Source organism: Kocuria sp. CPCC 205260 (genome assembly GCF_040981045.1).
Taxonomy (GTDB): Bacteria; Actinomycetota; Actinomycetes; order Actinomycetales; family Micrococcaceae; genus Kocuria; species Kocuria palustris.
On record NZ_JAVKPT010000006.1, the window covers coordinates 20,370 to 42,247 of the forward strand.

At 71.3% G+C, this 21,878-nt stretch carries 15 protein-coding genes and 1 riboswitch; of the genes, 4 read left to right on the top strand and 11 right to left on the bottom strand.

Annotation, left to right across the window (positions count from 1 at the left end):
* Positions 1-8 precede the first annotated feature (8 nt).
* On the bottom strand, positions 9-1,370 hold the full coding sequence (locus RF645_RS10080; RefSeq protein ID WP_368819027.1) for a bifunctional o-acetylhomoserine/o-acetylserine sulfhydrylase: 1,362 nt from the start codon (positions 1,368-1,370) through the stop codon (positions 9-11).
* 67 nt (positions 1,371-1,437) lie between these two features.
* Positions 1,438-1,554, bottom strand: a riboswitch (SAM riboswitch).
* A gap of 68 nt (positions 1,555-1,622) precedes the next feature.
* Positions 1,623-2,399, bottom strand: a complete 777-nt coding sequence (locus RF645_RS10085) for a CPBP family intramembrane glutamic endopeptidase (RefSeq protein ID WP_368819028.1) — start codon at positions 2,397-2,399, stop codon at positions 1,623-1,625.
* Positions 2,400-2,471: 72 nt separating this feature from the next.
* Between RF645_RS10085 and RF645_RS10090 the strand changes: the two genes are divergently transcribed.
* Positions 2,472-4,649: a S9 family peptidase gene (locus RF645_RS10090; RefSeq protein ID WP_368819029.1), complete on the top strand. Its 2,178-nt coding sequence runs from the start codon at positions 2,472-2,474 to the stop codon at positions 4,647-4,649.
* Positions 4,650-4,668: 19 nt separating this feature from the next.
* Here RF645_RS10090 and RF645_RS10095 read toward each other — a convergent pair whose 3' ends face one another.
* The 4 genes from RF645_RS10095 to gatC all read right to left on the bottom strand — a co-directional run bounded on the left by RF645_RS10095 (position 4,669) and on the right by gatC (position 8,985).
* Entirely contained in the window at positions 4,669-5,481 is an 813-nt protein-coding gene (locus RF645_RS10095) for a CPBP family glutamic-type intramembrane protease (protein WP_368819030.1), read from the bottom strand.
* 106 nt (positions 5,482-5,587) lie between these two features.
* Entirely contained in the window at positions 5,588-7,087 is a 1,500-nt protein-coding gene (gene gatB, locus RF645_RS10100; RefSeq protein ID WP_024290098.1) for an Asp-tRNA(Asn)/Glu-tRNA(Gln) amidotransferase subunit GatB, read from the bottom strand.
* Complete coding sequence (gatA, locus tag RF645_RS10105) at positions 7,084-8,682, bottom strand: Asp-tRNA(Asn)/Glu-tRNA(Gln) amidotransferase subunit GatA (RefSeq protein ID WP_368819031.1); 1,599 nt, start codon at positions 8,680-8,682, stop codon at positions 7,084-7,086. The genes gatB and gatA overlap by 4 nt, the downstream gene beginning before the upstream one ends.
* A 6-nt stretch (positions 8,683-8,688) precedes the next feature.
* A complete protein-coding gene (gatC, locus tag RF645_RS10110; protein WP_006215007.1) occupies positions 8,689-8,985 on the bottom strand; it encodes an Asp-tRNA(Asn)/Glu-tRNA(Gln) amidotransferase subunit GatC in 297 nt (98 codons plus the stop codon).
* A gap of 304 nt (positions 8,986-9,289) precedes the next feature.
* Here gatC and RF645_RS10115 point away from each other — a divergent pair, with 304 nt between their 5' ends.
* On the top strand, positions 9,290-10,063 hold the full coding sequence (locus tag RF645_RS10115) for a hypothetical protein (RefSeq protein WP_368819032.1): 774 nt from the start codon (positions 9,290-9,292) through the stop codon (positions 10,061-10,063).
* Positions 10,064-10,565: 502 nt separating this feature from the next.
* Here the strand turns inward: RF645_RS10115 and RF645_RS10120 are convergent.
* The 5 genes from RF645_RS10120 to RF645_RS10140 form a co-directional block, all read right to left on the bottom strand.
* The gene (locus RF645_RS10120; RefSeq protein WP_368819033.1) at positions 10,566-11,291 is read right to left on the bottom strand and encodes a transglycosylase family protein; all 726 of its coding nucleotides are present in this window, start codon (positions 11,289-11,291) and stop codon (positions 10,566-10,568) included.
* A gap of 528 nt (positions 11,292-11,819) precedes the next feature.
* On the bottom strand, positions 11,820-14,024 hold the full coding sequence (ligA, locus tag RF645_RS10125; RefSeq protein WP_368819075.1) for an NAD-dependent DNA ligase LigA: 2,205 nt from the start codon (positions 14,022-14,024) through the stop codon (positions 11,820-11,822).
* Between the two features lie 175 nt (positions 14,025-14,199).
* Entirely contained in the window at positions 14,200-15,252 is a 1,053-nt protein-coding gene (locus RF645_RS10130; protein WP_368819034.1) for a MaoC family dehydratase, read from the bottom strand.
* Positions 15,249-16,718, bottom strand: coding sequence for a 3-oxoacyl-ACP reductase (locus RF645_RS10135; protein WP_368819035.1), 1,470 nt, complete (start codon positions 16,716-16,718; stop codon positions 15,249-15,251). The genes RF645_RS10130 and RF645_RS10135 overlap by 4 nt, the downstream gene beginning before the upstream one ends.
* 57 nt (positions 16,719-16,775) lie before the next feature.
* On the bottom strand, positions 16,776-18,158 hold the full coding sequence (locus RF645_RS10140; protein WP_251714656.1) for an acetyl-CoA C-acetyltransferase: 1,383 nt from the start codon (positions 18,156-18,158) through the stop codon (positions 16,776-16,778).
* 93 nt (positions 18,159-18,251) lie between these two features.
* Between RF645_RS10140 and RF645_RS10145 the strand changes: the two genes are divergently transcribed.
* Both RF645_RS10145 and RF645_RS10150 read left to right on the top strand, forming a co-directional pair.
* Positions 18,252-18,974 (top strand): TetR/AcrR family transcriptional regulator, encoded by a 723-nt coding sequence (locus tag RF645_RS10145; protein ID WP_153005712.1) that lies wholly within the window; start codon positions 18,252-18,254, stop codon positions 18,972-18,974.
* A 93-nt stretch (positions 18,975-19,067) separates the two neighbouring features.
* A complete protein-coding gene (locus RF645_RS10150) occupies positions 19,068-21,233 on the top strand; it encodes an acyl-CoA dehydrogenase (protein ID WP_368819036.1) in 2,166 nt (721 codons plus the stop codon).
* Positions 21,234-21,878 lie beyond the last annotated feature (645 nt).

Consider the following 21,878-nt stretch of genomic DNA (forward strand, 5'->3'; position numbering starts at 1 on the left):
CGGTCACCTCAGACCGCTCCCCCTGCGCCGCGCGCCTTGACCGCGGCGAAGCCGAGCTCCAGGTCCGCGAGGATGTCGTCGATGTGCTCCAGTCCCACGGACAGGCGCACGAACCCCGGGGCGACGCCGGCGGCCAGCTGCTCCTCCGGGGAGAGCTGAGCGTGCGTGGTGGAGGCCGGGTGGATGACCAGCGAGCGGACGTCACCGATGTTCGCGACGTTCGAGTGCAGGCTCAGCGCGTCCACGAAGGCCTGGCCGGCCTCCGAGCCGCCGTCGAGCTCGAAGCCGAGGATCGAACCTGCGCCGCCGGGGACGTACTTCTGCGCACGCTCGTGCCACGGAGAGGACTCGAGCCCGGCGTAGGACACGGATTCGACGCCCTCGTGGGCCTCCAGCCAGGTGGCGACCGTCTGAGCGTTGGCGACGTGGCGCTCCATGCGCAGCGACAGCGTCTCGATGCCCTGCTCGATCAGGAAGGCGTTGAACGGGGAGATGGCAGCGCCCATGTCGCGCAGCAGCTGGGTGCGGATCTTGAACGCGAAGGACACGTTGGCCCCGAACGGCCCGTTCTCCCCGAAGACCTCGCCGAACACGAGGCCGTGATAGGACTCGTCCGGCTCCGTGAAGCCCGGGAAGCGATCCGGATAGCGGGTGTAGTCGAAGCGCCCGGAGTCCACGATGAACCCGCCGACCGAGGTTCCGTGCCCGCCGAGGAACTTGGTGGCGGAGTGGATCACCACGTCCGCGCCGTGCTCGAACGGCCGCAGCAGGTAGGGGGTCGCGATGGTGTTGTCGACCATCAGCGGGACCTCGGACTCGTGGGCGATCGCGGAGACCGTCTCCAGGTCCAGGACGTCGTTGCGGGGGTTCGGGATGGACTCCGCGTAGAAGGCCTTCGTATTGAGCTGGACGGCGTCGCGCCAGGCCTGGGGATCGTCCGGATCGGAGACGAACGTGGTCTCGATCCCGAGCCGGGACAGCGTGTGCTTGAACAGGTTGAACGACCCTCCGTACAGCGACGGGCTGGCCACGATGTGATCGCCGGCCCCGGCCACGTTGAGGATCGCGTAGGTGGTGGCGGCCTGCCCGGAGGAGACCATGACGGCCGCGGTCCCGCCCTCCAGGGAGGCGATGCGGTTCTCGACGACCTCGGTGGTGGGGTTGGTCAGTCGGGTGTAGATGGGCCCGACCTGGCTGAGCCCGAAGCGACCGGCTGCGGTCTCGGCGTCCGGGAAGACGTACGAGGTGGTCTGCTGGATCGGCAACGCACGGGCGCCGGTGACGGGATCGGGCTCCTGACCGGCGTGGATCTGACGGGTCTCGAAGCTCCAGCCCTGCGGGGCGGAGGGGGTGGGCTGCTGTGCGGACATGTCGGCGACTCCTTGTCTTCCGGGGCCGCGGACCGAGGTCCGACGCACCCGTCGGACCGGGTGCCGTGACCCGCGCTTGCCGTGTGCGCGTCTGCGCACCGGCCCGGTCCTCACCCAGGGCACCCCACCGCGGAAGGAGGGTTGCCGGCCAGCTAGCTGGGGCTTGTCGCTGGCTCTCGTGACCTGCCTTCCATTCTCGGACGAGCACGGCTCCGGCGCAAACCCGCGTGCGGCGTCCTGTGGCGGCCGCTGTCAGAACAGCAGGGGCCCGGCCAGGAAGCCCACGGCGTCCAGCAGGAAGTGCGCGATGATCAGCGGCATCACGCGTCCGGTGCGGCGGTAGAGCCACAGGAACACCAGTCCCATCACCACGTTGCCCAGCGCCGGACCGACGCCCTGGTACAGGTGGTAGCTGCCGCGCAGAAGGGCCGAGCCGATCAGCACGGCCGGCCACGTCCATCCCACGCGCAGCAGGCGATCGGCCAGGAACACGACGACGATGATCTCCTCCACGAGCGAGTGCCGCAGCGCCGAGGCCAGCAGGAGGATGACCTCCCACCAGGATGTCCCGCCCGCATTCGTGACGATCTCGGCGGTGATCCCGAGCTGGCGGCCCGCCTGGTACAGCGCCAGGGTGCCCAGGCCCATGACGGCGAAGAGCAGCGTCCCCAGGCCCAGATCCGCCAGCGGGGCTCGGCGGTCCAGGCCGATCCGGTGTAGCAGCCCGCGCAGCTGACCGGCCGAGCCCGCCAGCAGATAGAGCGCCAGCAGCGGCGGGACCAGAGCCAAGAGGATCCCGAGGCTGCGGCGCAGGACGTCGAACAGGGGGAAGCCGCTCTGCGCCGCGTTCATGGAGGCCGTCGACTCGGCGATCGAGCTGGTGGACAGCGTCTCGGCGAGGTCGAGGAGCGACCAGAGGGCGCTGGCCCCCAGCGAGACGCCCAGCACGAGCAGGATCTGCAGCCACAGATCGGCGCGCTGGGAGCCGAATGACGGCTGGGCTGGGGCCTGAGAGCGCTGTTCGGTCATGGGCTCCATTGTGGGCCAGGGGCACGACGGCAGCGGCCTGTGCTGTCGGCGCCGGTTCCTACGATGAGCGCCATGACCTCCCAGAACTCGGATCTTCCGCTCGCTCCCCCGTCGGCCGTGCGTCGCGACCACGTCCGCGAGTTCCACGGCGATGCCTTCCTGGACCCGTACGAGTGGCTGCGGGACAAGGAGTCCCCGGAGGTCATCGCGCATCTGGAGGCCGAGACCGCCTACGCCGAGTCCGCCACCGCCCAGCTGGCCCCGCTGCGCGAGCAGCTCTTCCAGGAGGTCCGGAACCGCGTGCAGGAGACGGACCTGTCGGTGCCGTGGCGGCGCGGCGACTGGTGGTACTTCACGCGCACCGTGGAGGGCGGGGAGCACTCGGTGCAGTGCCGCGTCCCGGCTGCTGAGGAGGGGTGGGAGCCGCCGCAGATCGTGGCAGGCCAGTCCCTGCCCGGCGAGCAGACCCTCCTGGACGGCAACGCCCGGGCGCAGCCGCACGAGTTCTGGTCGCTGGGCGCCTTCGACATCACCCACGACGGCACCCGGATGGCCTGGGCCGAGGACACCACCGGGGATGAGCGCTTCACGGTGCGCGTCCACGACTTCGCAGCCGACCGGACGCTCGACGACGAGATCCCCAAGACCTCCTACGGCGCCTTCCTCTCGCCCGCCGGAGACGCCGTCTTCTACACCGAGGTCGACGACACCTGGCGGCCCTGGCGCCTGCGCCGGCACGTGCTCGGGACCCCGCTCGAGCAGGACATCACCATCGCCCAGGAGGACGACCCCGGCCTGTGGCTGGGGGCCGAGCTCTCCTCGGACCGGCGCTGGCTCGTGCTCGAGGCCGGGTGCTCCGAGTACTCCGAGGTCTCGATCCTGCGCATCGAGGAGGCCGGCGAGCAGGCCCCACAGGTGGTCGTGCCGCGCGGGGCCGGCGTTCTCGCCTCGGCGGAGCCCGTGCGGATCGACGGCCGGGACGTCGTCCTGCTCCAGCACGATCGCCAGGCTCCGGATGGGCGCCTGAGCCTGATCGAGCTGTCGGACCTGCCCGGCGAGTCGGCGGAACTGCCCGGCGACGGATTCCCGCCCGGCATCTACATCGTGGCACCCAGGGAGGGGCTGCGCGTGCTGGGCTTCGCCGCCACACAGCATCACCTGGTTCTCGAGGTCCGTGAGGACATCCTGCCGGGGCTGCGCATCCTGCCGCTGAAGGGACTCGGCACGGAGAGCCAGGCCGAGCCCCATGTCCTCGAGGTGCCCGGCGAGCTCACGGCTGTCTCCCTCACCGCCGCTGAGCCGGACTCCCCCGTCCTGCGCTTCACCGCCGAGTCCTTCGTGATCCCGCGGCGCGTCTTCGACCTCATCCTGGATGCGCCGGGGACCGAGCTGCCCGATCCGGTCCTGCGCCGCGAGCAGCCGGTGCTGGGCGACTACTCGGCTGCCGACTACAGCGTGGAGCGCGACTGGGCCCAGGCCGAGGACGGCACGCGGATCCCGATCACCCTCATCCGCCGCCGGGACGCCGCGCAGCCGGCACCCGCGGTGGTCTACGCCTACGGCTCGTACGAGATCAGCATGGATCCGTCGTTCTCGTACTCGCGGATCTCGCTGCTGGACCGCGGTGCGGTCTGGGCCATCGCCCACGTGCGCGGCGGCGGCGAGCTCGGGCGGCAGTGGTACGAGTCCGGCAAAAAGGAGCACAAGCGGCGCACCTTCACAGACGTCGTCGCGGCGACCCGGCACCTGGGCGCGCGCTCGGACATCGACGCCGACCGGGTCGTGCTGATGGGCGGCTCGGCTGGCGGACTCCTGGTCGGCGCTGTGCTGAACCTGGCCCCCGAGCTGTACTGCGGTGCGGTGGCCGCGGTGCCGTTCGTGGACCCGCTGACCTCCATGCTCATGCCCGAACTGCCGCTGACCGCGCTCGAATGGGAGGAATGGGGCAATCCCCTCGACTCCGCGGAGGTCTACCGGACCATGAAGGCCTATTCCCCGTACGAGAACGTCTCCGCCAGGGACTACCCGCCGATCCTGGCCGTGACCTCGCTGCACGACACCCGCGTCCTCTACGTGGAGCCCGCCAAGTGGGTGGCGGCCCTGCGTTACGAGAACCCGGACAAGGGCGAGCAGATCCTCATGCGCATCGAGATGGCCGGCGGCCATGGCGGAGCCTCGGGGCGCTATCAGCAGTGGCGCGACAACGCGTGGGAGGACGCCTGGGCCCTGGAGCGCCTGGGGCTGGCCTGAGCCGAAGGAATCCGCCCGTTCACGCCGCCCGGCGTTCTGAGCCGGAGGGCCGCACCCGCTCGAGCACCAGGACCGCGGGGATCAGCAGGAGACCGGCAGCGGCAGCGGCGCTGGCGGCGGCCCATGCCCCGAGGGCCTGAGCAGGCCAGCCCTGCAGCACGGCGGCGCCCGTTCCTGCGAGTCCCGCCGCCCAGCCCAGGGGCATCCACAGCGACCTGGTGCGCACGGCAGCCCAGGCCAGCATCAGGCTCAGCACCGCCACCGCGCACGCCGAGGCCGCCAGCCAGGACCAGGTGCCTGCGCTGCGCGTGAGCATGACGGGCAGAAGCCCGAGCACCGCCAGCAGGACCGAGACCGTGATCGCAGTGCCTGACGACCACCGTGCGATCGCCAGCCGCAGCAGCGCACCGCGGAACACGATCTCCAGCGCCGCCGCAGCGACCGCAGCCAGCACAGCGGCCACCGCCGGTCCGCCGAGCCTCGAGACCGCCGCCTGGCCCAGCAGCTCGGGCTGGCCGCCCTGGAGCAGCGGCAGGACCGCCGCCCCGGCGCCACCGAGCGCAGCGCCGATCACGAGCGCGCTCGCCCCGCCCAGCGGCCCGGCTGCGGCGCTGCCCCGATCCCTGGGCGCGGGGAACCCCAGATCACGCACACCCGCCTCGGCCAGGAAGAACCAGATGAGCAGCACCGCGACCGGCAGGGCGAGCGGAACCCACTGCCAGGTGGCATCCCACCGCGCCAGGCGCATGGCCAGCACATAGGAGCCGACGATTGCGGCGATCACCGCCCACAGGGCCCGGTCGTCGCCGCGGTAGTTCCAGATGGTGGTCATGTGTGCTCCTTCAGGGTTCGTCGGGCCGCAAATGCCGATCCGGGCCGGAGTGCAGATCGCGCCCGGAAGCATGGCTCCCGGGCGCGATCGACCTTCACGAGACGGCTCAGGAGACCCCGAGCTTCTCCAGGATCAGCTCGCGGACGCGGCCGGCGTCCGCCTGGCCCTTGGTGGCCTTCATGACCGGGCCGATCAGAGCGCCCACGGCCTGGACCTTGCCGCCCTTGACCTTCTCGACGACGTCCGGCATCTGCGCCATGGCGTCGTCGATCGCGGAGATCAGCACGCCTTCGTCGGAGACCACGGCCAGGCCGCGGGCCTCCACGATCTGCGCCGGGGTGCCCTCGCCCTCGGCCACGTGGCCCAGGACCTGCTTGGCGATCTTGTCGTTGATGGTCTTCTCGCCGATCAGCGACTCGACCTCGGCCACGTGCTCCGGGGTGACGCCCAGATCCGCGATCTCCACGCCCGCGTTGTTGGCCAGGCGGGCGATCTCGCCCATCCACCACTTGCGGGCAGCGGCCTTGGAGGCGCCGGCCTCGATGGTGGCGGCGATCTCCTCGGTCACGCCTGCGTTGACGACGTCGCGGAACTCCTCGTCCGAGTAGCCCCACTCCTCCTTCAGGCGAGCGCGGCGCTGCGCCGGAGGCTCGGGCAGCGAGGCCCGCAGCTGCTCCACCCAGGCGGGATCCGGGCACACGGGCACCAGGTCCGGCTCGGGGAAGTAGCGGTAGTCATCGGCGTCCGACTTGGGACGGCCCGAGGTGGTCGAGCGCGTGTCCTCGTGCCAGTGACGGGTCTCCTGGACGATCTTCTCGCCGGCCTTGAGCACCGCGGCATGGCGCTGGATCTCGTAGCGCACGGCGCGCTCGACCGCGCGCAGGGAGTTCACGTTCTTGGTCTCCGAGCGCGTGCCGAACTCGGTGGTGCCCTTGGGCATCAGGGAGACGTTGGCATCGCAGCGCACGTTGCCGCGCTCCATGCGGGCATCCGAGATGTCGAGGTTCTTCACGATCTCGCGGATCGCCTTGACGTAGGCCTTGCCGAGCTCCGGAGCGCGGTCCCCGGCTCCGACGATCGGGCGGGTCACGATCTCGACCAGTGGCACGCCAGCGCGGTTGTAGTCGACCAGCGAGAACTCCGCGCCCTGGATGCGACCGGCACCGCCCTTGTGGGTCAGCTTGCCGGCGTCCTCCTCCATGTGGGCCCGCTCGATCTCGATGGTGAACGGCGTGCCGTCCTCCAGCTCGACGGTGAGCTGGCCGTCGAAGGCGATGGGCTCGTCGTACTGGGAGGTCTGGAAGTTCTTGGGCGTGTCCGGGTAGAAGTAGTTCTTCCGGGCGAAGTGCGAGACTGGGGCGATCTGGCAGCCCAGGGCGAGCCCGAGCTTGATCGCGTACTCCACGGCCTTGCCGTTGACCACGGGCAGCACGCCGGGCAGTCCCAGCGAGACGGGCGTGGTGTTGGTATTCGGCTCGTCGCCGAAGGTGTTCGGCGCCCAGTCGAACATCTTGGTCGCGGTGTTGAGCTCCACGTGGACCTCGAACCCGAGCACGGGGTCGAAGTCCTCCATGGCCTCCTCGAAGGACAGGATCTGATCGCTCACTTGGCGCCTCCCTCAGTGGTCTCCGACAGCTTGGCCACGGCTTCGACGACGTCCGGCAGGTCCTTCCAGATCGGGCCTCCGTTCGCCTCCTCCATCAGCCGCTCCAGACCGGCGGCCGCGCGGTAGAGGCGCGCGTCCTCACGAGCGGGGGCCATGAACTGGAAGCCGACCGGCATCCCGTCCTCGGGCGAGAGGCCCGCCGGGATCGAGATCGCCGGGACGCCCGCCAGGTTGGTGGGGATCGTGGCGATGTCGTTGAGGTACATCTGCATGGGATCGGCCTGCTCGTCGACCGAGCCCAGCGGGAACGCCGTGGTGGGAGCGGTGGGCGAGACGAGGACGTCGACCTGCTCGAACGCCGCGTCCAGATCGCGCTGCACGAGCGTGCGGACCTTCTGCGCCGAGCCGTAGTAGGCGTCGTAGTAGCCGGCCGACAGGGCGTAGGTGCCCAGGATCGTGCGGCGCTTGACCTCCGCGCCGAAGTTCTCCGCGCGCGTGGCGGACATGACGCGCTCGATGGTCACGTGCCCGTCCTTGGGCAGGGCGCGCTGGCCGAACCGGACACCGTCGTACTTGGCCAGGTTGGAGGAGACCTCCGAGGACATGATCAGGTAGTAGGCGCCCAGGGCGTACTTGAAGTTCGGCGTCTCGATCTCGACGACGCTCGCCCCTGCCTTCTCCAGTGCCTCGACGGCCTCGCGGAAGCGCTGCTCGACGCCGGGCTGGAAGCCCTCGCCGGTCAGCTCCTTGAGCACGCCGACGCGCAGGCCCTTCAGCCCGCCCTCGGCAGCACCTGCCCGTGCGGCCTCGACGAAGCCCTCGGCCGGATCGCTCAGCGAGGTCGAGTCCTTGGGGTCATGGCCGCCGACGACCTCGTGCAGCATGGCCGCATCCAGCACGGTGCGCGCGCACGGGCCGACCTGGTCCAGCGACGAGGCCATGGCGATCACGCCGTAGCGCGAGACCGAGCCGTAGGTGGGCTTCACGCCGACCGATCCGGTCACGGCAGCGGGCTGGCGGATGGAGCCGCCGGTGTCCGTCCCCAGAGCGAGCGGGGCCTGGAACGCCGTGACGGCCGCAGCCGAGCCGCCGCCCGAGCCGCCCGGGATGCGGGTGAGGTCCCAGGGGTTGCGGGTGGGGCCGAAGGCCGAGTGCTCCGTGGTGGAGCCCATGGCGAACTCGTCGAGGTTGGTCTTGCCGAGGATCGGCATGCGCGCCGCGCGCAGCTTCTCGGTGACGGTGCCGTCGTAGGGGCTCATCCAGCCCTCGAGCATGCGCGAGGCCGCCGTGGTGGGCTGGCCCTTGGTCACGATGAGGTCTTTGACCGCGATCGGCACGCCGGCCAGCGGCGGCAGCTGCTTGCCCTCGGCGCGATCCCGGTCCACGTCGGCGGCGACCTCGAGGGCCTCCTCCGCATTGAGGTGCAGGAAGGCGTTGAGACCGGCCTTGCCGTGGCTGCGCTCCTGCGCGGCAGCGCCGTCGGTGGCCGCGATGCGGTCCAGGTGCGCCTGCACGGCCTGCACCGAGGTGACCTCACCGGCCTGCAGCTTCTGCGCGAGCTCGGCCGCGGACAGTTCGATGATGTTCTCGCTCATATCGCCTCAGTCCTCATCCAGGATGGCCGGGACCTTGAACTGCCCGTCCTCCGCGTCCGGTGCGCCCGACAGGGCCTCTTCCGCGCTGAGCGTCTGCCCCACGACGTCCTCGCGCATCACATTGCGCAGGGGCAGGGGGTGGCTCGTGGCGGGGACGTCGTCCCCGGCGACCTCGCTGACGGAGGCGACCGACTGCACGATCTGGCCGAGCTCGCCGGCCAGCGACTGCAGCTCATCCTCCGACATCTCGATATGCGCGAGGTCTGCCAGATGGGCGACCTCATCGCGACTGATCGCGGACATGCACGCTCCTTGTTCTTCGGTGTTGCTGTCTTCGGTGTTCACCGTGCTCGTGATGCTCGATGAGGCCCGCGGAGCGATCCTGCCGGTGGCACGGACCGGCAGAGGCTCGACGACGGGGCCAGCGGGGCCCATCCTATCCGCCGACCCGGACAGCCCCGGCTCCGACCGGAGCGGCCGCGCCCGGCCCCGCCCACCGAGTAGCACCGTCGGGATGCCGACGACGCCTACCCTGGAGGCAGACGACAGGCGCCCCCATCGCCGGGGCACCGCACCACCTGCCCCTGAAGGGCGGAAGGAGGCCCGCATGGCCAAGAAGGACGGCAAGCCGAAGAAGGACCGCGGGGCAGCGCGCCGCGCCAAGGCAGCAGCCCGAGCGGGGACGCGCCCCTCCCCCGGAGCGCGCACGCCCTCGCAGGACGCGGCGAACGCCTGGCGCCAAGGCGTCTCCGAGGCGACCGCCGACACCGTCGATCAGATGGCCGCCCATGTGCAGACCGTGGCCCTGCAGCAGCTGGAGGACTTCGGCGCGTTCCCCGCCTTCCTCATCACCGCGCGCCGCGACGGGGAGTTCGAGCTGGACAGCATCGAGCCCGCCGAGGAGGGCGCCACCGTCGACAAGCTCGAGCCCGAGGATGCCGCCGAGCTCACCGAGCTGCACCACTCCGACGATCCCGAGGCCGCCCTGCGCGCCATGGCTCTCGAGAAGGCCCCGGAGCTGCTGGGCGCAGCACTCGCCCTGCCGGCCACACTCCCGGATCGCTCCGGGGCTCCTGCGCTGGTGATCGAGATCGAGCACCGCGACGGCGTCAGCCTCACTCTGGTCCAGGGCTACAGGATCGGCGGCCGCGGCGGCGCCAAGGCCACCGAGCTCGAGGACCCGACCGTGGAGCAGCGCGAGGCTTCCCTCCTGCGCCGCCCCCGGCCTTCCGAGGGGACGTCTCGCTCCGAGTCCTCCCGTGCCACCGCGCAGCCCGAGACTTCCGAGGACATCACTCGGACCGAGTCCTCCGAGAGCGCTTCGCAGACCGAGCCTGCTGAGGGCACCACCCTTTCGGCATCGGGCGACCCGAAAGACTGAGCCCCGCCAGCCTCCTCCGGCAGGTCGCCCGCATCGAGAGGCCCGCGCGCGTGATCTCCTCGATCGGTACGCCGACGGCTCCGTCGTCGAGCGGTCTCCGGGTGTGCTCCCGTCAGCCACCGTCGCGGTCACGACCATCGAGTTGTCTGAGCGTGGGCCGGTCCCCATCGACTGGCCCCGTGATGTGCGCTTGAGGCCCCAGAGCCGCACTGCGGCACCACTCGATCTGCGCGGGGCCCCATGAGCACAGCCCGAGACCACTCGATGTGCCACAGGCGCCCACATCACAATCTGGGGCCGATCGATGCGCTGAGCGGGGTGCGTGCCGACTCCAGCCAGTGGAAGAGGCGCACCACTCGGCGCTCGGCGAGCTCCCGGGGTCCCGAAGCTTCCTGAGGACATGCGAGAAGCCCCGCAGCGTGAACGCTGCGGGGTTTCTCGGTCCCTGCTGACGATCAGATGATCGTCAGATCTCCGTCGGTGCGGAGGCTGATCGAGTGGATCAGGCGGGGATGTTCAGGGTCTGGCCCACGAAGATCAGGTTCGGGTCAGCCACGGTGTCCGGGTTGGCGGCGAACAGGGTCTCCCAGTCGGTGCCGTGGGCAGCCGCGATGGAGCCCAGGGTGTCGCCCGAGGCGACGGTGTAGGCGCCGGCAACGGCGGGCTGCTCGGCGACCGGAGCGGCCGGAGCGGTGTACTCGACGACCGGGGCCTGCTCGGCGACCGGAGCCTCAGCGGCGGGGGCCTGGGCGGCGGGCGCCTCAGCGGCGGGAGCCTGCTCCACGGGGGCCTCCTCAGCGGCCGGAGCCGGAGCCGGGGTCTCGACGGACTGGGTGGAGACCTGGGTCTCAGCGGCGGGGGCCGGGGTGGAGGCAGCGGCACCTGAGTAGCCCGAATCTCCCGACAGGCCCAGCTTCTGGGAGCAGGAAGGCCAGGCGCCCCAGCCCTGCTCGGCCAACACGCGCTCAGCCACAGCCTTCTGCTCGCTTGCGGAAGCGTTCGCAGCGCTGCCGGAGCCGCCGAAGGCGGCCCAGGTGGACGGGGTGAACTGCAGGCCGCCGGAGAAGCCGTTGCCCGTGTTGGCGCTCCAGTCGCCGCTGGCCTCGCACTCGACGAGCTGGTCCCACTTGTCGGCGGCCTGCGCGGGGGCAGCCGCACCGAGGAGGGCCGCGCCGCCGAAGACAGCGGCGGTGCCGGCGACGATGGTGTTCTTGATGTTCTTCTTCACGACAGGCTCCATGACGGCGCCGTCTCCGCTCGTGCCGTCCCCGGCGTCATAGCGTCGCTGTCTTTCCGTTCCAATGGTCTGGGTCTGGGATGCAGCTGTCGACAGCGATGACGGCTGACTGCAACCTGGATTTCGTGTGGCACTCGACGAGCAGTCGAGGTGCTGGATCGATGCCCGCAGGCTCGCTCCGGAAGTTCGAAGATCACATTACCGTAACGATTCGGCTTGGCAACTCTTTTGAGCTGTGATCTGTGCCAATCTGAAGGATTTGCCCCTGAAGCTTCAGGATCCTTCATCGGGACGGCCCTGAGAGCCGTTCCCTCCCTCGACGATCCGCCCGGATCTCCGGCGCGCCTCGCGAGGTCACAGCACAATAACAGGAAGGTCACGGTCAGGTCACGGCCCACTGTTGAGCGGACAGCTCCAGCAGGACCCGCAGCCTCCTCGGAAGGCCTCGATCTCCTGCAACGGCGCTGGTCAGAGCAGACTCAGAACTCCCGGGAGATCCTGCTCACTTTCGTTGACCAATCAGTCGCCTTCATGGACTTCGGCCTCATCTGCGTCCCCGGAAGGCGTTTGGAAGGCCTCCGGGCCCTCCGCGAGCAGCCGCGTGAAGTCGGCCTCGTCCAGCACCGTGACCCCCAGCGACTCGGCCTTCTCCAGCTTGGATCCTGCCGAGGCGCCGGCCACCAGGAAGTCGGTCTTCTTGGACACGGACCCCGAGGCCTTGCCGCCGCGGGTGAGGATCGCCTCCTTAGCGGAGTCGCGGGAGTAGTCCTCGAGCGTGCCGGTCACCACGATGGTCAGGCCCTCGAGGACCTTGGGAACGGAGTCGTCGACCTCGTCCTCCATGCGCACGCCCGCAGCGGCCCAGGACTCGACGATCTCGCGGTGCCAGTCCACCTGGAACCAGTCGATGACCTCTCGTGCGATCACCGGGCCCACGCCGTCCGTGGCGGCCAGATCCTCCTCCGAGGCCTCGCGGATCCGGTCCATGGAGCCGAAGGCCGTGGCCAGCGAGCGCGCCGCCGTGGGGCCCACGTGCCGGATGGACAGCGCCACGAGCACGCGCCACAGCGGCTGGGAGGTGGCCTTGGCGAGCTCGTCGAAGAGCTTGACCGTGTTGGCGCTGGGCTTGGACGGGTGCTTGGCGCTGCCCTTGGTCCAGAAGTACGGCACGAGCTCGGTGTCTCCCGGCTTGGCCCCCGCGCCGCGCTTCTGCCGCTCGATCTTCACGTCCTTCAGCATCCCGGCGGAGAGATCGAAGAGCTGGGCCTCCGAGGTCAGCGGCGGATCGGCGGGCTCGGCGGGACGCGTCAGCGCTACGGCGGCCTCCTCCCCCAGCGCCTCGATGTCGAAGGCGCCGCGACTGGCCGCGTGGAAGACCCGCTCCTTGAGCTGATCCGGGCACGAGCGCGCGTTGGGGCAGCGGATGTCGACGTCACCCTCCTTCGCCGGGCGCAGCTCGGTGCCGCACGACGGGCAGTGGGTGGGCATCACGAACTCGCGCTCGGTGCCGTCGCGCAGGGCGACGACGGGCCCGACGATCTCCGGGATGACGTCTCCTGCCTTGCGCAGAACGACGGTGTCCCCGATCAGCACGCCCTTGGCCCGCACGACGTCCTGGTTGTGCAGCGTGGCCATCTCCACCATGGAGCCGGCGACGAGGGCCGGCTCCATCACGCCGTACGGGGTCACGCGCCCGGTGCGGCCCACGCCCACGCGGATGTCCAGCAGCTTGGTGTGGACCTCCTCGGGCGGATACTTGTAGGCCACCGACCACCGCGGCGTGCGGGAGGTGTGCCCGAGCTGGCGCTGCGTGGCGCGGTCGTCGACCTTGACCACGATGCCGTCGATGCCGTGGTCCAGGGAGTGGCGCTTGTCCCCGTACTCATCGATGTACTCCACGACCTGGTCGATGCTGCTCAGCACCCGGGAGTACGGGCTCACAGGCAGGCCCCATGTGGCCATCAGGTCGTAGGCCTCCGACTGGGCGCTGATCTCCAGCCCCTCGGCGGCCCCGATGCCGTGCACGTACATGGACAGCGGGCGCTTGGCCGTCTCCGCCGGATCCTTCTGGCGCAGGGAGCCGGCGGCCGCGTTGCGCGGGTTGGCGAACGGGGCCTTCCCCTCCTCCACGCGCTGCTCATTGACCTTCTGGAAGTCCTGGGTGGAGATGAAGATCTCGCCGCGGATCTCGATCTGCTGCGGGAGGTCCTCACCGCGCAGCTGCTGCGGGATGGTGGAGATGGTGGCGACGTTGTGGGTCACGTCCTCGCCGGTGGTGCCGTCGCCGCGGGTGGCCGCGCGGACCAGGCGGCCGTCCTGGTACAGCAGATTGATGGCCAGGCCGTCGATCTTGACCTCGGTGAGCCAGCGCAGCTCGGGTGCCCCGTGCAGGGCCTGGACCTGGGCCTGGGCGCGCTCGAGCCAGGCGCGCAGCTCATCGAGCGAGAATACGTCCTCGAGCGAGTACATGCGCTCGAGATGGCGGACAGGGGCGAAGGCGGCAGAGGGCTCGCCGCCGACCTCCTGCGTGGGCGAGTCGTTGGACTGCAGCTCCGGATGCAGGGACTCGAGCTCCTCGAGGCGCCGGTAGTCCTGGTCGTACTGGGCATCCGAGACGGTGGGGGCATCCTGCTGGTAGTACTCGACCCGCGCCTGGCGCACGCGCTCCACGAGCTCGGCGTACTCCTCCCGCAGGGCGTCCGCGGGGATCTCCCCTGCCGACATCTCGACGGGCTGGTCCTGCTCGGCTGCCTTCGCGGCCTGCGCCGCGGTCCTGTTCTGCTGGCTCACCCCGTCATTGTGGCGCACTGCTCCGACGACACAGCGTCGACGACGCCGGGGCGGGCAGGACCCGCAGATCCTGCCCGCCCCGGCGATCCGAGAGCGCTCCCGGGAGAGCTCAGTAGGCGACGTGCCGGCGCCGCGAGTGCTCGTCGAGCCTGCGCACGCTGAGCGCGGCGTGCGGACGGCCGCGACGGGCATCCCACACCACGACCTCGGCGGTGCGCAGCTCGGTGCCGCGTCCGTCGCGCTGAACCGACACGGACGGCGCTCCGGGCAGCAGCAGCGGGGCGCCGAACTCGACGTCCCACCGCAGCGGCGCGGGGGCATCGACCATGGCCAGGGCGCGGGAGGCCGTGTACATGCCGTGGGCGATCGCGCCCTTCATCCCGAGCGCCTTGGCCGAGGCCCCGCTGAGGTGGATGGGGTTGACGTCCCCGGAGACGGCCGCGTAGCGCCGACCGGTGTCGGCGCCGAGCTGCCAGCGGGCGGTGGGCAGCGGTGCCTCGAACTCCGGACGCGATCCCTGCTCGGCCTTCTCCTCCTCCGGCAGGCGCACGCCCCGGGCCAGGTACGTGGAGGTCCCCGTCCAGGCCAGCTCCTGGGTGTCCTCGGTGCGCAGCTCCGCCACGACGTCGAACTGCGCCCCGGAGCGATGCGGCCGCAGGTTCTGGGCGCGCACCGTGATGCCCACGTGCTCGCCCACCAGCAGCGGCAGCTCGTGCACGACCGAGTTGGACAGGTGCACCAGCCCGAGCAGCGGCAGCGGGAAGTCCTCGCGGGTCAGCAGCGCCATGGCTGCGGGGAACGACAGCGCGTGCAGATAACCGCTGAAGGCCTCCACGCCGCCGTCGGGCCGCGTGCGGATCGGGGCCCCGACCACCTCGCAGAAGCCGCGGTGTGCCTGGTCGTCGATGAGGACGTCGGCCACGAGCAGGTCCACCGCCGGCAGCTCGAGCCGAGTCCCGCCGGAGGAGGCGCTGCCCGAGCCCAGCCCAGGGATCGCGCCGGCCGCCTTGGCCCACAGGCCGCGGACCGTGCGGGTGCCCGCGCCGAGTGCCGATCCCCCGGCCGCCCGGGCGTAGAGCGGGCCGAGCGCGGGCAGCTCGGGCAGGAGGTCGACGTCGCGATCGGCGCCGTCGAGGTGCGTCTGCTGGTCGTGCATGCTCATGCTCCCACCAGGTTCTGCCCGCACACGCGCAGGGTCTGCCCGGAGATCCCGGCTGCCGCATCCGAGAGCAGGAACGCGATGGCCTCGGCGACGTCCACCGGCAGGCCCCCCTGCTGCAGGGAGTTCAGGCGGCGGGCGACCTGGCGCCGGGCCATGGGGATCTTGGCGGTCATCTCCGTCTCGATGAAGCCTGGAGCCACCGCATTGGCGGTGCCGCCGCCGGCGGCCAGCTCCGGGGCCAGCGCGGCGACCATCCCGACCACGCCGGCCTTGGAGACCGCGTAGTTGGTCTGCCCGCGATTGCCCGCGATGCCCGAGGTGGAGGCGAGCCCCACGACCCGCAGCCCCTGGGCCAGCGGGTCGGCCAGCAGCTGCTGGGTGATCCGCAGCGGAGCCTCGACGTTGACGGCCTGGACCGAGGCGAAGCGGCCCTCATCCATGTTGGCCAGCATCTTGTCTCGGGTGATCCCGGCGTTGTGCACGATGCCGTCGATCCGCCCGAACCGGGTCCGGCAGTGCTCCAGGATGCGCTGGCCGGCGTCATGGGCGGTCACGTCCAGCGGCAACGAGGCGGCCCCGATCGCATTGGCCAGCTTGGCCAGGGCGTCACCGGCGGCCGGGACATCGATCGGCACGACCTGGGCGCCCTGCGCGTGCAGCAGACGGGCGATCTGCTCGCCGATCCCGCGGGCGGCGCCGGTGACCACGATGACCCGGCCCTCGAGCGGCGTCTCCCCCAACGCGGCCTGAGCCAGCGAGGCGGGTCCGGCCTCCGAGGTGACGGGCAGGAACTGCCCCGAGACGAACGCGCTGCGTCCGGAGAGCAGGAAGTCGAGGCCGCCGAGCACGGAGGGGGCATCGACGGCGACGCCGTCCGCCACCACGATGCCGTTGGCGGTGGCCCCTCCGCGCATCTCCTGGGCCAGCGAGCGGACCAGGCCGACCGCGCCCTGCCGGGCCGCGTTGCGGCGCACGGACTCGGTCCCGGCCTCGACGGCCGAGGCCGACACGGCGACGGCCGAGCCCGCTGCCACGCCCTCCGCCGCGCGGGAGACCGCCACCACGCGGGCGCCGCGGTCGAGCCGGCGCAGCACGGAGCCCAGCGACAGCGACGGCGCCGTGAGATCCGAGGGCCCGTGCGCCTGGCTCAGCACCAGCAGCGCGGCCTGAATCCGCTCGGATCCCTCGGCGATGGCCTGGGCATCCCGGCGGACGTCGTGCCCGCGAGCGCTCAGCGCCTGGGCGAGGGCATCGGCATCAGCCGACGACGACTCGTCCGCGATCACCAGCACGGTGCGCGGCTTCTCCGGCCTCCCGGCTTCGTGGCGGGTCAGCGACACCGGGGCGGGCAGCCCCAGAGCGCCGGCCACGGAGCGGCCGGGGCCGGTGGCGACGACGTCCAGGTAGGCGTCCTGCGACGAGCGCAGGTCGGTCAGGGTTCGCGTCCAGCGCGGGGTCTTGGGCATGCGAGGGCCTTTCGAAGGAGTGCGTGCGAGGTCTCGGAGGTGTGTGCTGCCGGCGGGTCAGTCCTGCGGCTGGGCGCGCAGCAGGGCCACGACGCCCTGGCCGCCGGCGGCGCACACGGAGATCACACCGGTGGTGGGACGGCCCAGCTCGACGGCGCGGGCCTTGAGCTCCTTGGCCAGCGAGGCCACGATGCGGGTGCCGGTGGCGGCGAAGGGGTGTCCGGCCGCCAGCGAGGAGCCGTTGACGTTCAGGCGCGAGCGGTCCACGGGGCCGACCGGCTCGTCCAGGCACAGGCGCTCGCGGCAGAACTGCTCGTCCTCCCAGGCGGTCAGGGTGGCCACGACCGTGGAGGCGAAGGCCTCGTGGATCTCGACCAGGTCGATGTCCTGCAGGCGCAGCCCCTGGCGAGCCAGCAGGCGCGGCATGGCGTAGGCGGGGGCCATGAGCAGGCCCTCGTCACCGTCCACGAAGTCCACGGCCGCCGACTCGACGTCCACGATCTCGGCCAGGCGCGGCATCTTGTGCTCGCGCGCCCAGTCCTCGGAAGCCAGCAGGACCGCCGAAGCGCCGTCGGTCATGGGAGTCGAGTTGCCTGCCGTCATGGTGGCCTCGCCCAGGGACTTGCCGAAGACCGGGGAGAGCCCGGCGAGCTTCTCGGCGGTGGTGTCCGGACGCAGTGTGGTGTCCCTGCGGACGCCGCGGAACGGAGTCACGAGGTCGTCGAAGAAGCCGCGGTCCCAGGCAGCGGCGAGGTTCTGGTGGCTGGCGGCGGCCAGCTCGTCCTGGGCCTGGCGGGTCACGCCCCACTTCTTGCCGGTGATCGCCTGCGACTCGCCCATGGACAGTCCCGTGCGCGGCTCGGCCACGCCGGGGGCCACGGGGGCGAGATCGCCGGGGCGCAGCTTGGACAGGGCCTTGAGCTTGGCGCCGGTGGTCTTGGCGTAGTTCAGCTCGAGCAGCACGCGGCGCAGGCCCTCGCCCACGACGATGGGGGCGTCCGAGGCCGAGTCGGCACCTCCGGCGATCCCGACGTCGATCTGGCCGCAGCGGATCTTGTTGGCAATCAGCGAAGTGGTCTCCATGCCGGTGGCGCAGGCCATCTGGACGTCGATGCCCGGGGTGCGCGGATCCAGTGCGGAGCCCAGCACGGACTCGCGGACCATGTTGAAGGCCTTGGGCTGCTTGAGCACAGCACCTCCGGCGACGGCTCCCAGGCGCTGTCCGGCCAGCCCGGTGCGTGCGACCAGGCCGTCCAGCACGGCGGTGAACATGTCCTGGACCGAGGCCTGGGCGTAGGCGCCGCCGGACTTGGCGAACGGGATGCGGTCGCCGGCCACGACCCACGCCGTGCGCAGGCGGGGGGCGGTCTCCCCCGTCTCGGCGCCGCGGGCGAGATCTGCGGGGGTGGGAACGGACTCGGAGGCTGCGGAGGCGGTCATGGGGGATCTCCTGTGGATCGAGGATCGGTCGATCGCGCATCTTTCTGCGATCTGGGTCACTAGATACCGAGAGTACCTGATACTCTCGGTATCGTGAACCGCTCAGCAGTGCAGCACCGCAACCGCCTCGGGACCGCCGAGGACCCGCAGCAGGCCGATGGCCGCGCCCGCCGATGGAACCGCCACCGGGAGCAGCGCCGCCTCGAGCTGCTGCGGCTGTCCCGCCGCGCCGTCGCCGAGCTGGGCCCCGGCGCCTCCATGGCGGAGATCGCCGCGGCCTGCAGCACCTCCAAGTCGGTCTTCTACCGCTACTTCAAGGACAAGGAGGGCCTGCGCCGCGAGCTGGCCACCTACGTGGTCGAGCGCATGGCCCAGCGGATGCGCAGCGCGGCCGCGGAGGCCCCGTCGTTCCGCGCCTCGATCCGCACGATCGTGGAGCAGTACCTCTGGCAGCTAGAGAACGCCCCGGACGTCTACCGCTTCGTGACCCAGGGCACGGACGGCTCGAGCGAGGACCCCGTGGGCCGCTTCGCCGCCGCCGTCGCCGATCTGCTGGTGGAGGCCCACCGCCGCCACGCCCCCACCGAGCGATGGCTCGAACCGGCGATGGCCCGCTACTGGGCCGCCGGCGTGGTCGGGATGGCGCGCGGTGCCGGCGAGTCATGGAGCCTCTCCGAACACGATGACCGCAGCAGTGACGAGCGCCCTCAGCTCGACGAGTTCGTGGAGATCGTCACCGGCTGGGTCATCGCCGGAACCACCCCGCCCGGCTCCGAGGCCGCGGGCTCCCAGACCCAGGCGCGCGCCTCACCCTGAGCACTCGCACCCGAGCAGACCCGTCCCAGCACTCCCGACAGGCCGCACAACGGCCGAGCCGATCCACCGGCCGACCCACCGCAGGAGGACACCATGACCACCATCGCCGAGAAGAGCACCACCGCAGCCGCCGAGCAGACAGCCGGCCCTCACCTGGACCCTGCCGCAGAGAGCGCTGTCGTCCACCACGACGTCCTGCGCGACATCCTGGCCGGACGCTGGGCCGAGCAGCGCCGCCAGGCCCGCCGCCTGGCCGCGGACCCGCGCCTGCACATCGCCCCGGGCACCCACTGGTCCGAGCACCGGGAGAAGACCTTCGACAACCTGTCGATCCTGGCCGAGTCGGATGCCGTGCGCGCCGGGCTGCCTGCCTCCCTGGGCGGTTCAGGAGATCCCGCCTCCTACCTCTCGGGATTCGAGGAGTTCGTCCTCGCGGATCCGTCGCTGCAGATCAAGGCGGGCGTGCAGTGGGGCCTGTTCGGCTCCGCCGTCGTGAACCTGGGCACCGAGCAGCACCACCAGCGCTGGCTCAAGGACATCTGGTCCCTGAAGATCCCGGGCGCCTTCGCCATGACGGAGACCGGCCACGGCTCGGATGTGGCCTCGATCGCCACCACCGCCACCTTCGACGCCAGCACGCAGGAGTTCGAGATCCACACGCCCCACCGCGGGGCCTGGAAGGACTACCTGGGCAACGCCGCTCTGCACGGCCGCGCGGCCGTCGTGTTCGCCCAGCTGATCGTCGACGGCGTGAACCACGGGGTCCACGCCCTGTTCGTGCCGCTGCGCGATGACGAGGGCGAGTTCCTGCCCGGCGTCGGCGGCGAGGACGACGGCCACAAGGGCGGTCTCAACGGCGTCGACAACGGCCGCCTGCACTTCGACCACGTGCGCGTGCCGCGCGAGAACCTGCTCGACCGCTACGGCCATGTGTCCGAGGACGGCACCTACACCTCCCCCATCGAGTCCCCGGGCCGCCGCTTCTTCACGATGCTCGGCACGCTGGTCCAGGGCCGCGTCTCCCTCGACGGTGCGTCGATCATCGCCGCGCGCGCCGGGTTGGACATCGCCCTGACCTACGCCTCGCAGCGCCGTCAGTTCGCCCCGGTCAAGGGCGAGGAGGAGTCGGTGCTGCTGGACTACCACCAGCACCAGCGCCGCCTGTTCCCGCTGGTCGCCAAGGTCCTGGCCGCGGGCTTCGCCCACGACGAGCTGCTCGAGGCCTTCGACGGCGTCTTCTCCGGGCGCAACGACACCGACGAGTCCCGCCAGGACCTGGAGACCATGGCCGCCGCGCTCAAGGCGACCTCCACCCGTCTGGCCCTGGACTCCCTGCAGGAGTGCCGCGAGGCCTGCGGCGGCGCTGGCTTCCTGTCCGAGAACCGCCTCACCGGGCTGCGCGCCGACCTGGATGTCTACGCGACCTTCGAGGGCGACAACACCGTTCTCATGCAGCTGGTGGCCAAGCGCCTTCTCGGCGACTTCGCCAAGGGCATCTCGTCGCTGCCGGCCGCGGGCAAGGCGCGCTGGGCCGCCAGCCGCGCCGCCGAGACCACGCTCAGCCGCTCCGGGCTGCGCGGGCTCTCCCAGGTCCTGCGCGACACCGGCGACCCCCGCCGCTCGGTCAACTTCCTGCGCGATCCGGAGACGCAGCACGGCCTGCTCTCCGATCGCGTGCGCACCATGGTCGAGGAGGCCGCCGAGAGCATGCGCGGCGCGGACCGCTCCGACCCGCAGGCAGCCGCCGACGCCTTCGACCGCAACCAGAACCGCCTCATCGAGGCCGCCCGAGCCCACGGACACCTGCTGCAGTGGGAGGCCTTCACCCGGGCCCTGGATGAGATCGACGACGACGGCACCCGTCAGGTCATGATCTGGCTGCGCGACCTGTTCGGGCTGAGCATCATCGACGAGAACCTGGACTGGTACCTGGCCCACGGCCGGCTGTCGCTGATGCGCGGTCGCATGGTCGACGCCTACCTGCAGCGCCTGGTCGGGCGCCTGCGTCCGCACATCATGGATGTGGTGGCGGCCTTCGACTTCCCGCAGGAGCTGCTGCGCGCCAAGATCGCCTCGGGCGCCGAGGCCCAGCGCCAGCAGGAGGCTGCCGATCACCGCGCCGCCGAGGAGGCGGCCGGCGGGGCCGCCGCGGCCGAGGGCTCGTCCCGGGACTCCTCGGACGCCGAGCACCCCAGCTCTGATCAGACCGCGCCCGCGCAGGCCGATCCCACGCTGGACAAGCCGCTCGAGACCATGTGAGCGCACCGGCTGGGCTCGTGCCGCACGAGCTCAGCCTGACGAGGGGCGGGGCCCCGGGACATCGGTCCCGGGGCCCCGCCCCATGCCCGCAATCGCCCCCTGCTGCGCAGCCTCGGCCGCTGGGGCCGGGTGCCAGGTCGGGCGTCGAACCCGCCCTGTCATCCCCTCGGCGACATCCAGTGGCCGAATCCGGCCCGTTCCGCCATCGACCGGCCGAGGATTCTCCGCTTCCGCGCTGAGACGGTGACGAAACGGCCGCTGGATCGAGGTGGGGTGAGGGATCGGCCGCTCGATGCGCTCTGGCCTCCTCGACGCCGTCCTCGAGCGGCGCTGTGGTGTCGCATCCCCCATCCAGTGGCGCTGTGGTGTGCCCTGCTCCCTCGAGTGGCGTCGGGGTGTGCGTCTGGACGCGGCGGCGCACACCACGGCGCCACTCGATGGGGGCGGGGGCGGCGGTTTCAGAGGGCCAGGGCAGCACGGCGCCGTTCCTGGAGCTCGCAGAGCTGGAATCAGCGGTGAGGCAGCGGCCGGCCGGCGCAGGTTCCGCGACGCCGCGTCAGGTCGGGCATCGTCGACGCGAGGCCGAGCGCTCACCGCGCAGCGGTGCGTGCCGGTGCGGATCGGTGCGCAGGCCGGCGGTCCGGT